The organism is Pseudonocardia sp. McavD-2-B (genome assembly GCF_024124365.1).
In the GTDB taxonomy this organism is placed as follows: domain Bacteria; phylum Actinomycetota; class Actinomycetes; order Mycobacteriales; family Pseudonocardiaceae; genus Pseudonocardia; species Pseudonocardia alni.
Genome location: NZ_JAMXSG010000001.1, coordinates 70,323 through 83,886, shown reverse-complemented (window position 1 = coordinate 83,886; position 13,564 = coordinate 70,323). Strand labels below are relative to the sequence as shown.

The following is a 13,564-nucleotide window of genomic DNA, read 5'->3' as shown; positions in this document are numbered from 1 at the left end:
GACGCCGAGGTCGCGGCCGAAGGTGTCCTCGCCGGTGGCGTAGACGAAGAACCCGACGAGCCGTGCCGGCGGTGCGGCGGCGGAGTCGTAGAAAGGTGGCGGTCGGTGGTGGGTCAGACCGCAGCCGGGACGGCCGCGAACTGTTCGACGATCGCCGCGCAGAACGCGGGCAGGTCGAACGGTGACCGGCTGGTGATGAACTGGCCGTCGACGCAGACCTCGTCGTCGACGACCTCGGCACCGGCGTTGCGCAGGTCGGTGCGGATCGAGGCCCACGACGTCAGTCGCCGACCGCGGATCACGTCGGCCTCGGCGAGGGTCCAGGGGCCGTGACAGATCGAGGCGACCGGCTTGCCGGTGCTCACGAACGCGCGCACGAACTCCACCGCGGCGGGGTGGGTGCCGGGTCCGCTCGGTCTGGTCGAGCAGGCTCTCCAGGACCTCGGTCACGACCCGGCACTGCTGCGCCGGACCGTGTTCGCGGACCCCGGCGACGACGACCGTCGCGAGCTCGGCGAGCTTGGTGTCGGAGTGCGGGGAGACCTGGACCAGCAGCGTGAACGCCTCGTCGGGGCCGATGTCGTAGTGGGCGACCAGGATGCCCTTGGCCTGCCCGATCGTGTCGCGGTTACGCAGGGCGCGGGTCAGGCCTTCGACCTGGTCCTGGAGCAGGGTGATCCGGCTCTGGTCGGACCGGACGGCCGCCGTGCGTGTGCTGTCGCCTCCGAGCTGTCCGGTGTGGTCCGTGACTCGATCGGGGCCGGTCAGCAGTGTCGACATCGACGGTGTGCTCCCATCCTGTGCTCGCGGCGATCTCCTGGTGCGCCGGGTCCACCAGGGACGATGGCGCCGCCATGACGCTAGGGAGCCCCGGCGTCGTCGCAGAGACGTTTCCGGCGAGGCGGCCGGTGCGGAAACGGCGGCCACCGACGGGCCGCTCCGCCCTCAGCGCAGCGCGCGAGCCAGGGTGGCGGCGGGGGGCTCGCCGTAGTGGCGTCGGTAGGTGGTGGCGAAGCGTCCCGGGTGACTGAAGCCCCACCGGTGGGCGACGTCGATGATCCGGAGCCCGTCGACGGGGTCGGCGACGACGAGGTCGTCGTGGGCACGCTCGAGACGCACGTGCTGGAGGTACTGCTTCGGGGACCGGTCGAACTCACGGCAGAAACCCGCGTGCAGGGCCCGCACCGACAGCCCCACCGAGCGCGCGACCGCTTCGATGGTCAGCGGATCATCGGGGTGGGATCGCATGAGCTCGGCAGCGTCGGCGACGGCCGAGTGGCGCCCGGGTCCTGGGCGGTGACGCAAGGCCCGGGTCCAGCTGTTGGGCTGCCCCAGCAGCAGTGTGTACATGATCTGCTCGCGCAGCTGCGCCGCAGCCAGCGGGTTCACCGCCTCAGATCCGGCCCCGGCGAGTATGTGCTGCATCAGCTGTGCCTGTCCCAGTACCGCAGCGGTGATCTCCGGTATGTCCATAGCCGGGTCGAACTGCAGGTCCGGTTCTTCGGGCAGGTCGGTGACCAGCCGCGCGGCCAGCGAGCGCAGCGCAACGAGATCGACCCGCAGGACCAGCAGCCGCAGCGCCTCACCCCAGTCCATCATCAGCTCCGAGGCCGGGGTCCCCACCAACGCGGCACCGCCGGCGCACGCGTCGAGCCGACGACCCTGGTGGCGGGCGGTCATCGAACCGGATAGCGGGAGACACACCGCCACGTATCCGGGCAACGGGTCCGCGGTGATCCGCACCGGCATCCGGTAGTCGAACTCCAGCAGCGAGAGTCCCGGGGCGCGGGCACCGGAGACCTGCGCGGTGAACGCGCCCGCGCGGGCCGGGAGGACGGTGTGGGGCGACATGATCGCGGTGACCTGCTGCACCAGGTCGTCGACATCGTCGCAGCGCACCAACGGCCGGACCCACAGACCATGCCTGTCGTCCTCGCCCATCAGGGCACCCCCGGGGAGCCGCACACCGCGGGCAGGCGGGGCGCTCGCCGCGTCGGGGACGAACTGGGGACCGGCACCGGACCCGCAGGTGTGTGTCACCGGTCACGATACGAGCAGGGCGTCCGGTAGGGAACCGCGCGGAAGCGATGAGTAGCTGAACGGGCGGGCCGGGCTCAGGCGCGCACGCAGGTGGGGTGACGCGCGACCCAGTCCTCCGTGGCGACCAGCGGTGACACCGTCGACCACATGGCGCGGACCTGGGAGGGGAGCTCGTCGGTGGTGTCGCTGCGCTCGCAGATGAGGTGGTGCCCTGCCATCAGCGACGCGATCTGACAGCCCAGCACCGCTGCGTCCACCCCCTCGCGCAACACACCGACCCCGGACGCGCTCCGAAGCCGGTTCACCACCACGCTCTGTTCGGCGAACCGGTAGTGCTCGGCACCGTGGTGGACCGTCACGGCAGCGACCGAGTAGGTCCACGCGGCCACGGTTGTGGATGGTCGGGCCCGGCTGCTGGTGCAGCCGGGCCCCGCTGCGTCACGCTCACGACCATGGAGCGGTGGCGGGTAGGGGTGCTGCGGTCCGGCGCAGAGAGCGTGGCCTGGACTGACCACGGGGAAGGTCAGGATCGGGAATCCGCCCGCGACGCCGCGGTATACGCGCGGGTCCTGGCCGAGGGGCGCCAGGAGTTCCGGGTCCAGGTCGCGGAGAACGAGGCATATGTGTATCCCGGCGAGACCGGCGACGGTGAGCTCGAGCTGACGGGGATCCGCGACGTGCTGCCCCAGCGCTACAGCCGCTGAGACGGGGGAGCGGACGCCTGCGGCGGCCCACCCGGCCCGGCGATCAGGACGATGGCCCGGTCCCGGAGCTTGCCCACGCCCCAGACGGTGCGGCAAGGGCCAGGGCACGGCGCAGGCGTTGCCGGCCTGTGGCACCGGTCGCGAGCGGGCCCGGCCGTTCGTAGACCTGGCCGGCGGCGCCGAGGGCGTGCTGCTCGCGGCGCCGGTCGAGCGCGGCGCGGTCACGGTCGAGCAGCTCCCGCGGCGCCTGCAGTCGCGAGACGTGCAGGTCGCAGGCGTATTCGACCCGTAGCTCGACGGGATGGCCGGCATGGGTGAGCGGGTGGAGACGGCGTGTGAGCTGGCTGCGCAGATGTCGGAGCAGATCATCGCGGTGATGCGCGGTGTGGAGGACCCTGCGGAGCGGCACCGGTTGATCGGTGAGGTGCTGGCGGAGAATTCGGGGGTCGTCTCGGAGCTGGCCGGGTTGATCCGGGAGTCGGTGCAGGCGATGAAGGACGAGCAGGGGATGAGCTACGGCCGGATCGCCGCCGAGCTCGGGCTGTCCCGCTCACGGGCCCAGCAGCTCTACGACGGCACCCGATGACCCACGTCTCCACCGGCCGTAGGAATCGGCGAGTTCAGGTGTGGTCGGCCGCGCGGTAGAGCCGTTCGGCCTCGACACCCAGGGATGGGCCGCTGACGGAGGAGTCCCCGCCGATCGACTCGACCGCGGTGACGAACCCAGGACCGTTGTCGGGTCGAGGTCGGTCATCCACGCCGACTTGGACGAACCGCCGGTCAGGGTGCAGTCGAGCTGCACAACCGCACTGTGCAGGCTGCTGGTGTTGCGGGCGGTACCGGTGCAGGACAGGGGTTCAGGACCTCGCTCGCGTCGGGGGTGACGATATGGCGGCCCACCGTGGCGGCCGTGGGCAGGTCGCAGCCGGTGGTGTCGGCACCGGGGTAGGGCAGGACCTTGTAGACCCGGGACTGCCGAACCTGCGAGGAAGCGCAAAGTACGGCGTGTGATCGCGACTGGCCCCTGGCGATCCCGTACGACCGTCGGACATCACCGTGGCGATTTCGATACGCCGGGGCGAGGTGGATCCTCCATCGGACGCACCGGCCTGACCGGGCTCGGCCCCCGGGGCGCGGCACCACCGCACGGATGTGATCTGACGAGTCGATGTGCCGGCGAGGACGCACCGGCACCGTATCTGAGGACCAGAGCGATCAAGTGCGAGGAGATACGGGTGACCAGGTCGGCGGAGACGGTATCTGCGGTCGGTGTGATCGACCCGGTACCGAGCAGGCAAGGCATCACGACAGCACGTCGGCTCCCGACGATCGACGCGCTCGAGGTTGCCGACGGCGAGCGCACCGCCGACCCGCTACGAGTCGCGGTCGTTGCCCCTCCGTGGCTGGAACTACCGCCCGCTGCATACGGCGGCGTGGAGTCGATGTGCTCGGACCTCGTGAACGCCCTGGTCCAGAGAGGCGTCGAGGTCACCCTGCTGGCCCCAGGACGCCACGGGACGGCCGCTGCGTTCCAATCGACCGGCCCGGTCGCCGATCCCCGGTTGATGGGACAAGCGCTCCCCGAGGTGGTCCAGGCGGCGCAGCTCCCCGAGCTGCTGGCCGACCTCGCCGTCGACGTGGTCCACGACAACACGCTCGCCGGCCCGTTGATCACCGCGTCGAATGAGCTCCCCGCAGTGGTCACCGCCCACGGACCGGTGTGCGGCGGCCTGGGCGGGTATTACCGCACGCTCTCGACTCGCGCCTCGCTCGTCGCGCTCTCGCGCGCCCAGCGTGAGAGCCTCCCGACGGCCCGGTGGGCGGCGACGGTGCCCAACGGCGTCCGCCCCGAGCGCTTCCCGTTCCGCGCTGCGAAGGGCGACTACGCCGTCTTTCTCGGACGAATCAGCCCGGACAAGGGCCCGGTGTGGGCCATCGACGCCGCCCGTGCGGCGGGCATTCCCCTGGTGATGGCGGCCAAGTGCCGCGAAGACGTCGAGCTGGCCTACTTCGAGCACGCCGTCGCGCCGCGGCTCGGCGGCGACGTGGAGTGGATCGGCGAGGTCGGCGGGCGGCGCAAGGTCGAGCTCCTGGCCGGCGCACGCTGTCTGCTGTTCCCCATCGACTGGGAGGAACCGTTCGGGTTGGTGATGATCGAGGCCATGGCGTGCGGGACCCCTGTCGTGGCGTTGCGACGGGGCGCGGTGCCCGAAGTAGTCGGAAACGGGCGGACGGGCTGGGTGTGTGATCGGCCCGAGGAGCTGCCGGCGGCGCTGCTGCGAGCACACGAGCTCGATCCGCGGGTCTGTCGGGCCACCGTCGAGGATCGGTTCTCCGACACCGCGCTCGCTGCCGGCTACGAACGAGTCTATCGCCGAGCCGCCGCGACCGGCGAGAGGTTGGCCGCCTCCCGCCCGGCGTCATGAGCGAGCGCGCGACCGGGCGGCGTTGGTAGAGACGCCACCGCCCAGGGGTGAGTAACACTCTGGTCCGAGACGGCGGCCCCCGGCTTCTCGCCGTGGCGACGGCGACCCATGAAACGCGAGAGTCAGCCGGGAGGCGTTGGCCGGGGTGAACGCCAGCTCGACGTCGTGGTCGGCGCACCAGGTGACGATCTGGGCCTATGGTGCGGGAAGAAGCTGTCGCACATCACATGCGGCCGCCCGGCCGGAAACCGGAGCCGCAGCCGGCGCAGGAACCGGCGGCCGGGTGATCTGTGTGGATTCCGTGGCATCACCCACCTTCACCGGACAGCCTTCAACGTCCAGCCGCGGTCGATCAGACCGACCCGGTTACGACGACGAACCTTTACTGACGAGGCACTGGTCAGGCACGACCGGGCGGCGGCGTCGGCGCCACGTGGGGCGGCAGACCGTGCACGTCCCACCGGTCCGCATCCACCACCTCGAGCGCCAGCCGCGACCCGGCCAGCGCCAGGTTGCCGACCCGCAACGGCACCATCGCCTCCGGCAGCGCCGGGTGGAAACCGAGCCGTCCGTTCCCGAGGTCGGGGTGGAACCGGAGCAGTGTCCGGAGCAGGGAGACCGGGGTCGCCGCTGCCCAGGCCTGCGGTGAGCACGATGTCGGGTAGGGCACGGGCGCCGGGAACTCGCCACGATCGAAGCCGCAGAACAGCTCGGGCAGGCGGCCACCGAAGGCGCGGGCGGCATCGAGGATCCCCAGTGCCACCTGCTGCGCCTCGGACACGAATCCGTAGCGCATGAGCCCGGCGGCCACCAGCGCGTTGTCGTGCGGCCACACCGATCCGGTGTGGTAGCCCATGGGGTTGTAGGCACCCATGTCCGACGCCAGTGTCCGCACACCGAAGCCGGTCCACATCGTCTCCCCCACGAGGTGCCGGGCGACCTCGCCGGCCCGTTCCGGCGGCACGATCCCCGACCACAGACAGTGGCCGATGTTACTGGTCAGCGCGTCCACCGGACTCTTCTCGCCGTCGAGCGCCATCGCGTACCACCCGCGGTCGGGCAACCAGAACTGCTCGTCGAAGCGCTCGCGGAGCGCCTCGGCGCGCTGCTGGTGATCCACCGCGGTTGCGGGGTCGTCGACCGCCGCCGCGAGCTCGGCCCGCGCGCAGTGCGCGGCGTACACGTAGCCCTGCACCTCGGCCAGGGCGATCGGCGGCTCGGCGATCCGACCGCTCGCGGTCGAGACCCCGTCGAAGGAGTCCTTCCAGCCCTGGTTGACCAGCCCGCGGTCGGAGGCCCGCCGGTACTCCACGAAGCCGTCGCCGTCGCGGTCGCCGTAGTGCTGCACCCACGCCATCGCCCGGTCCGCCGCCGGCAGCAGCTCGCGGAGCTCAGTGCCGGCCAGGCCCCACCGGTGCAGCTCACCCAGCAGCACCACGAACAAGGGCGTGGCGTCCACTGTGCCGTAGTACGCGGAGGACCCGACCCGGCCGACGCTCCCCTCCCGACCACACCGCACCTCGTGAACGATCCGGCCGGGCTCCTCCTCGGTGAGCGGTTCGACCCTTCTGCCCTGCAGGTCGGCGAGCGTTTGCAACGTCCCCAGGGCGAGCTCCTGGTCTATCGGGAGCGCCATGAGGCTGGTCAGCAGCGAGTCGCGACCGAACAGCGCCATGAACCACGGGGCGCCGGCGGCGACGACACGGCGGTCGGGGTGGGCCGGATCGGCGATCTGGAGCGCGCCGAGGTCCTCCGAGCTCGTGTGCAGCGTGGTCTCCAGACCCGGCCGGGGGGACTCGGCCGATGGCGCCGACAGCCTCCACCGGGCCATCCGTCGGGCGGCCTCGTCCTCCGGGGACGTCTCGTCGAGCGCGGGCAGTGTTCCGTGCGGCCCCAACGCGACCGTGACGGTCCAGCGGGTCGTCCACGTCGATCGACCCGGGACGACGACTGTGTGCCGGAATGTCGACCCCGCCGTCACCGGCTCTCCGTCACCGACCACACGCATCCGTGACCGGTGCGGGCAGGACGCGAGCACGAAGCTCACCGCATGCTCATCGTGCTCGAGTGTGATTCGCGGACGAGTGTCGACGCGACTCTCCTTGACCTCGAAGAGATCGGCGAAGTCGGCCTCCACCTGCAGCTCGACTGTCAACCCGGCCGCCTCCGCAGCGAGGTTGCGGATGCGGACCTCCTCAACCATCCCTTCGCCGACGCTGCGGGTGCGCTCGACGAGGAGGGTGGCGTCGGCCCGCCCAGTCCGTGCTGGCGTGCGTCCGACGAACTTGGCGCGGAACCGCTCGCACTCGAGGACATCAAGGGGCTCGACGGGGGACCCGTCGATGAGCAGCCGCCAGGCCGACACCACCCGGGTGTCGTCGACATAGAGACCCTGCACTCCGCCCGGGGCCACGTCTCCCCCTCCCGCGGACAGGCAGAAGGATGTCCCCGCGACAAGGGTGGTCGTGCCGCCGTCGCCGCTGACCCGTGGCGGAGCCTCGTCCGAGACACCGTTTCCCGCAGAGGTCACGGTACGGCCGGTTCCCGTCACGTCCGGGCCCGCCGGCGGGCCACCAGGCGGTAGAAACCGAGCAGGATCACCGAACCTACGAACGGGAGCACCCATGTCCGGAGGTCGAAGAAGTCGCCCAGACCGGTCCCGAACAGCGTGCGGCCGACGAGCCCGCCGAGGAGGGCACCGACGATTCCCAGCAGGCCCGTCACGACGACACCACCGGGGTCGTCGCCGGGCACGACCAGCTTGACCAGCGCACCCACTACGAACCCCAGCACGATCCACCCGAGAATTCCCATGATCCCTCCCTCGTTCAGCTCCTGATCGTCTCCGCGGGTCGCGGGCAGGCCGGTCCCGGCCGGGTATCCCGCGAAGGCCTCTACGTTCCGCCGGGCGCCCGCCGGCCGTCGCGGTCACGCCGGGCCGAGAATCCACGACCCCGCTTGTCCTGCCGTGCGAGGCCGGCGTCCCCTGCTCCGGTCAGGTCCGGCGCAAAGACCACCGCGGCGTGACCGTGATGTGGGCCAGCCAGATGTACCGGGAGCAGCCGGCTGTGGCTCGGCGACGGTTCCGACAGGGGCTCGATGGCCCACGAAGCAGAGTCCTGGCGTCGTCCTGCCAGTGGCGGCGCTGTCGTTATCGGCGGCGTCAGCCGCCCGGCGGTGGGGCGCGCGTCCGTCCGCAACGTCTGCATCTGCGCTGGCGAGGTCGGCGCTGGGCACAGGCGTGGTCTTCGGCACCGTTACCGTTCCCCGCCAGAACCGGTAAGGCCCAGGCAGCACGAGGGACCGGTCCCCGAAGCAGTACCTGCAGAACGTGCGCCTCGACCGTGCCCACGCGGCCTGGCCGTCGCCGACCCCGGCGGCGGGATCCGGGTCATCGACGTCGCCACCGGTGGGGCTTCAGCCACCCGGGCCGCTTCGCCACCACCTACCGACGCCAGCACGGCGAGGCCCCCCGCCACCCTGACCCGCCCGCTGCACTGAACGCGGCCGTTTCGGCGCACCCCGCGCAGCGCGGTCAGGCCGACCGACCTGGAGCTGCTGGCCGAACTGCACGAGGGCGACAAGCAGCTCGGTGGACTCTCACGGCCGACGCGTCCCGGCGCCGCCGCCTCGCCTTCTTCTCATCCGGCGGCTGGTGGACTGCGCTCGCAGGCCGAGGATCGGCCGGAGCGTTCGTCCCGGTAGACCCATGTCGACGCCGCAGATGTGTAACAGGCTGAGAGCCGCCACTGAGGGGAGACGATCAGGCCACTACCTATCGCCACTACGGCGGGGCTCCTGCCGCCATCCTGGCCGCGCGCTGAGCGCGGCAGGTCCGGGTGGCACCGATTCCGCACCGCGGCCTCGGCCGGAAACGGCTCTGGTCTGACGCTATCGGTTCCTTAGCGTCCTGGCCCCGCCGTGGCCCCCGGGCCGACTGAGCGCATCACGAGGTTTCTCGCGAGCACCGGAAGGTAGCGCATTTTCGATGTCGTCATTGCTGGCCGGCCCCGTTGGGGCCGTCGACCACGCCACCGACCATCTCGACGGTGAAACCCATCTGGAAGGTGACACGACCCGAACGGCCGTCGAACCCGACCAGTATCGGCTCACCGTGCTCGACCAGACCGAGCGGACCCGGCACCCACCCCGCCGCGGTGGAGTTCGTGCGCGCGTTCGTGAGCACCGGCAAGCCGGTCGCCTCGATCTGTCACGGCCCCTGGACCCTCGCCGAGGCCGACGTGATCCGCGGTCGGCGACTGACGTCGTGGGCCTCGATCCGCACCGACCTGCGCAACGCCGGTGCCGAGGTCGTCGACGACGAGGTCTGCGTCGACGGCCAGTTCATCACCAGCCGGTCACCGTTCGACCTGCCCGCGTTCTGCGCGGCGATCGTCGAACAGTTCGCGGCCGTCCCGGCTGCGGTCTGACCCACCACCGACCGCCACGGCACCCCGAAACAAGCGAAGGAGTTTGCTCATGAAGGCACTCGTCTATCACGGTCCGCGCCAGGTCAGCGTCGACGAGGTCCCCGACGCCCGGATCGAGAAGCCCACCGACGTGCTGGTGAAGATCACCTCGACCAACATCTGCGGGTCGGACCTGCACATGTACGAGGGGCGCACCGACTTCGATCAGGGCCGCATCTTCGGCCACGAGAACCTCGGTGAGGTCGTCGAGGTCGGCGGTGGCGTCGACAAGATCCGGGTAGGGGACATGGTCTCTGTCCCGTTCAACGTCAGCTGCGGGCACTGCAACAACTGTGAGCGCGGGCTGACCAACTACTGCCTGACCGCCAACGAACCGGGCGTCGCAGGGGGCGCCTACGGCTTCGCAGACATGGGCGGCTGGGCCGGCGGGCAGGCCGAGTACCTGCGCGTCCCGTGGGGCGACTTCCAGTGCCTGCGCCTGCCCGAGGAGGCCAAGAGCAAGCAGAACGACTTCACGATGCTCTCCGACATCCTGCCCACCGGCTGGCACGCGGTGGAGATGGCCGGGCTGACGCCCGGCGAGACGATCGTGATCTACGGCGGTGGCCCGGTCGGGCTGATGGCCGCCCTGTCGGCGACGGTGAAGGGCGCGGCGAAGGTGATGGTCGTCGACCGCCACCCCGACCGGCTCAAGCTGGCCGAACAGATCGGCGCGATCCCGATCGACGACTCGAAGGGCTCCCCGGTCGACCAGGTCATGGAGCAGACAGGCGGCCGCGGCGCCGACCGCGGCGCCGAGTGCGTCGGCTACCAGGCCCACGACCCCCAGGGCAACGAGGACAACGCGCTGACCCTCAACAACCTGGTCGCCTCGGTGAAGTTCACCGGTGGAATCGGCACCGTCGGCGTGTTCGTCCCCCAGGACCCCGGCGCTCCCGACGAGCTCGCCCAGCAGGGCAAGGCCCGCTTCGACTTCGGCGACTTCTGGTTCAAGGGCCAGCAGATGGGCTGCGGGCAGGCGCCGGTCAAGCGCTACAACCGTCACCTGCGCAACCTCATCGTCGAAGACAAGATCACCCCGTCCTGGATCGTGTCCCACAACCTGACCCTCGACCAGGCGCCGGAGGCCTACCAGCACTTCGACGCCCGTGACGAGGGCTGGACCAAGGTCGTCCTCAACCCCACCCAGCCCAACTGATCAACCGGCCGGACGCCACGACCCGTGGCGTAGTGGATGCTGCGGTGGGCCGAGCGGACCCACACAGGGTGCGAGTCCTGCAGCAAGGGCTCGGCATCGTGGAGCAGGAGCCCGACATCGTGCGGTGGTTCGCTGTCCGCTTCGGACCTCCGTCCTTCGGCATCGACGACGCCTTCCCCGACGACTCCGGCCGTCACACCCACCTCTCCGGCGAGGTCGCCCACGCCCTCGAGAACAACACCGGGGTCCTGTTCCCCCCACCGACGATCGAGCCGGTCGACGTGGTCGCAGAAGAGCTGCCCGTCTGATCACGACCCACGTGACGACGGGCAAGGGCGGGAAGCGGCCGGGCCTGTGCAGGTTCGCCCCCTGGCGCGGTGGGCCGCGCCGCCCGTTCAAGTCAGCGCACTCGGAGGTCGCCCCCCCGGGGCGGGCGCTGCGGCCGACAACGACGAGCCGGGGAGGCGAGTCCGGTGCACGATCACAACGGTCTACAGGTCATCGTGGAGGCGCCGATCCCGGCGGTGCGGTTGATCCGGGTCGCCGGGCGGCTGGACCAGGCTGCCGCAGCCAGTGTGCTGCGCCTGGTCGCCGTGCAACTGGACCTGATCGCGGGACGGCATCAGGCGGTGACGGACCTCGTACTCGACATCGAGCAGGTGCGGTGCTTCGAGCCGGGTGGTCTCGAGTCGCTGCGGCACGCCCCGTACACGGCCGGACAGGGCGGCATCGGGGTGTGTCTGAGCGGCTGCCAGGGCAGGGTTGCGCAATTGCCGCTGCGGGCCCGCCGGCTGCTGTCCGGGTTCCGGACCTTCCCTACCGCCGAGGTGGCCCTGCAGATGCTCATTACCGGCACCTCTGCCACCAGCACGGTCGAACGAGGCGCACACGTCCCGGATCTCGCGGGGCCGCGTCTCGACCTGCCACGGCCGACCCGACCCCACGCTCGGGCCCGGCCACCGACATGACCACTGATCGTCGGCTACCTGATCGTGCGGCTGATTCCGGCCGGGGCCACCCGGGGCTGCGGCGGCTGGGCGTGGATCCGGCTCACCGTTGCCAACGAGATCGCCATCGAGATCGCCAGTGGGATCGCCACCGGGAGTCGGCGGCACGCAGTGAGGAGGAATACATGACGGACCTCGACCAGCAAGCAGCTTCCGGCTCGACCACTGAGGATCGTCGACGGACTCTCGTCGTCGGGCTACTCGCCGACCCTGACACCCCCGCGGAGATCGCCGCCGAGCTGGTCGACGACCTCCCGGACATGCTGGGGGCGCAGATCGGCAGCGACATCGTGTGGGAGCTGCGAACGATGACCCTCCCGGTCACCGCCTCGGCACAGGACCCCGAGGAAGTCCTCGGTGCCGTGGCTGACCGGATCGCCGACACCGGGTGGGACGTCGGCGTCTACATCACCGACCTCCCGATGCAGTACGAGGATCGTCCGATCGTTGCCGACCTCGATCACGACCGGCGCGTCGCCAGCCTCTCGCTACCCGGATTCGGCCCGTTCCTGCAGCATCAGAAGGTCCGCAATGCCGTCGTGCGCCTGGTCGCCGACCTCACCGGAACCACCGACGCCGGCCTCGAACGTGGGCAGGACCACCCGAGCCGCATCGGGCGCGTGAGCGCGAGATATCTGCACCCGGTCCGCGTCGTCGACATCGGGGACGACCGGCACACCCGACGCTACGTGACGACCCCATGGCGCGGTCGGGCCCGCCTGCTCGCCGGCATGGTGCGCACCAACCAGCCCTGGCGCCTCGTCCTGGGCATGCGCTCCGCCCTGGCCGCCGTGCTGGGCACCAGCGCTTACCTGACCATCACCTCGACGACGGTCTGGCTGCTCTCCACCCAGCTCGGGACGGGCAAACTCGTCCTGACGACAGTGGTGTCGGTCGCGCTGATGGTCGCGTGGATCATTTGCGCCCACCACCTGTGGGAACGCGCCGACGACGACGGTGAGCGGGAGGAGACCCTGTTGTACAACGCCTCCACCGTGTTGACGTTGAGCATCGGCGTGCTGGTCATGGCTGCGGCCGTGTACGTCCTCACTTTCCTCGGGTCGCTGTTCCTGCTCGAGCCCTCGGTCCTCGGCTCGAGCCTGGGCCGCCCACCCGAGCTCGCCGACCACCTGATGCTCGCCTGGCTGGCCACCGGCCTGGCCACCGTCGCCGGTGCGCTGGGATCCGGACTCGACAGCGAGGAGGCCGTACGGCGGGCGGCCTACGGCTACCGCGAACGCCAGCGCCGTGACGGGATCGGTCAGGACGACCGAGCCAGCGGAGCTCCGTCCTCGTCGTCCTGACCGAGCCCGCTGTCAGGGCACCCGTCCATCACGGATCCCTGTGTGGCCCAGGGCAGACCCCGGGTGAGCTCTCGACCCTGCTGTGCGCCACCGGCGCGATCGCCACGGACGAAGCCATCACGGCCCGCACCCTGAGCCGGGTCAGCTACCTCGGACCCGCGCCGATTCCACACTGCCTCCACCGTCGGTTGCGGCTCGGCAACACCTCACGAGCTGCCTACCGTCAACGCTGTTCGCGAGAGTCACACGGGCGACACGCCGTCCCTGCGGGAGGTGCGGCGCGACCCAGCCTCCCGTTGCAGATTCACGATCAGGCCGACCTGAGAGGGACACCGATGCCCACCTCCGCCCACCCGAGGGTGACCGCCACCGCCGCCCCTCGGCCCCGTACTGGTACCGCACCTGGTCGGCCCCCGCCCGGGGCCGACCCGCTGCCCGCGGCCGTCGATGCCGGC

Annotated in this window: 12 protein-coding genes and 3 pseudogenes; 8 read left to right on the top strand and 7 right to left on the bottom strand. The window is 70.9% G+C overall.

All coding sequences use genetic code 11. The annotated features are described in order from the left end of the window. Positions 1–113 precede the first annotated feature (113 nt). From NH602_RS00410 to NH602_RS00395, 4 genes and pseudogenes are all read right to left on the bottom strand, one after another. Positions 114–401: pseudogene (locus NH602_RS00410) on the bottom strand (DJ-1/PfpI family protein); the annotation flags it as partial. Positions 402–504: 103 nt separating this feature from the next. Continuing rightward, positions 505–780 (bottom strand): annotated as a pseudogene (locus NH602_RS00405) (ANTAR domain-containing protein); the annotation flags it as partial. A 165-nt stretch (positions 781–945) separates the two neighbouring features. Further along, on the bottom strand, positions 946–1,941 hold the full coding sequence (locus tag NH602_RS00400; RefSeq protein WP_179762056.1) for an AraC family transcriptional regulator: 996 nt from the start codon (positions 1,939–1,941) through the stop codon (positions 946–948). A 173-nt stretch (positions 1,942–2,114) separates the two neighbouring features. Next, a complete protein-coding gene (locus NH602_RS00395; RefSeq protein WP_179762057.1) occupies positions 2,115–2,429 on the bottom strand; it encodes a hypothetical protein in 315 nt (104 codons plus the stop codon). A 108-nt stretch (positions 2,430–2,537) separates the two neighbouring features. On the opposite strand from NH602_RS00395, the gene NH602_RS00390 reads away from it, so the two are divergent. From NH602_RS00390 to NH602_RS00380, 3 genes are all read left to right on the top strand, one after another. After that, positions 2,538–2,744: a hypothetical protein gene (locus tag NH602_RS00390; protein ID WP_157818302.1), complete on the top strand. Its 207-nt coding sequence runs from the start codon at positions 2,538–2,540 to the stop codon at positions 2,742–2,744. Positions 2,745–3,054: 310 nt separating this feature from the next. Next, the gene (locus NH602_RS00385; RefSeq protein WP_253066680.1) at positions 3,055–3,330 is read left to right on the top strand and encodes a hypothetical protein; all 276 of its coding nucleotides are present in this window, start codon (positions 3,055–3,057) and stop codon (positions 3,328–3,330) included. A 649-nt stretch (positions 3,331–3,979) separates the two neighbouring features. Further along, entirely contained in the window at positions 3,980–5,170 is a 1,191-nt protein-coding gene (locus NH602_RS00380) for a glycosyltransferase family 4 protein (protein ID WP_253066679.1), read from the top strand. A gap of 400 nt (positions 5,171–5,570) precedes the next feature. On the opposite strand, the gene NH602_RS00375 is transcribed toward NH602_RS00380, so the two are convergent. The 3 genes from NH602_RS00375 to NH602_RS00365 all read right to left on the bottom strand — a co-directional run bounded on the left by NH602_RS00375 (position 5,571) and on the right by NH602_RS00365 (position 9,356). Beyond that, a complete protein-coding gene (locus NH602_RS00375; protein ID WP_308292793.1) occupies positions 5,571–7,700 on the bottom strand; it encodes a glycogen debranching N-terminal domain-containing protein in 2,130 nt (709 codons plus the stop codon). A gap of 17 nt (positions 7,701–7,717) precedes the next feature. Then, complete coding sequence (locus NH602_RS00370) at positions 7,718–7,984, bottom strand: GlsB/YeaQ/YmgE family stress response membrane protein (RefSeq protein ID WP_179762060.1); 267 nt, start codon at positions 7,982–7,984, stop codon at positions 7,718–7,720. 1,180 nt (positions 7,985–9,164) lie between these two features. After that, entirely contained in the window at positions 9,165–9,356 is a 192-nt protein-coding gene (locus NH602_RS00365; protein WP_253066710.1) for a hypothetical protein, read from the bottom strand. Between NH602_RS00365 and NH602_RS00360 the strand changes: the two are divergent. The 5 genes and pseudogenes from NH602_RS00360 to NH602_RS00340 all read left to right on the top strand — a co-directional run. Beyond that, positions 9,313–9,600, top strand: a pseudogene (locus NH602_RS00360) (DJ-1/PfpI family protein); the annotation flags it as partial. The gene NH602_RS00365 and the pseudogene NH602_RS00360 overlap by 44 nt on opposite strands. Before the next feature lie 49 nt (positions 9,601–9,649). Then, on the top strand, positions 9,650–10,798 hold the full coding sequence (locus tag NH602_RS00355) for a glutathione-independent formaldehyde dehydrogenase (RefSeq protein ID WP_253066677.1): 1,149 nt from the start codon (positions 9,650–9,652) through the stop codon (positions 10,796–10,798). Between the two features lie 68 nt (positions 10,799–10,866). Continuing rightward, positions 10,867–11,106 carry an antibiotic biosynthesis monooxygenase gene (locus tag NH602_RS00350; protein WP_253066676.1) on the top strand — a complete coding sequence of 80 codons (240 nt, stop codon included), beginning with the start codon at positions 10,867–10,869 and terminating at the stop codon, positions 11,104–11,106. A gap of 165 nt (positions 11,107–11,271) precedes the next feature. Beyond that, entirely contained in the window at positions 11,272–11,766 is a 495-nt protein-coding gene (locus NH602_RS00345) for an STAS domain-containing protein (protein ID WP_253066675.1), read from the top strand. A gap of 71 nt (positions 11,767–11,837) precedes the next feature. Then, positions 11,838–13,109: a hypothetical protein gene (locus NH602_RS00340; protein WP_253066674.1), complete on the top strand. Its 1,272-nt coding sequence runs from the start codon at positions 11,838–11,840 to the stop codon at positions 13,107–13,109. The last annotated feature ends 455 nt before the right edge of the window (positions 13,110–13,564 follow it).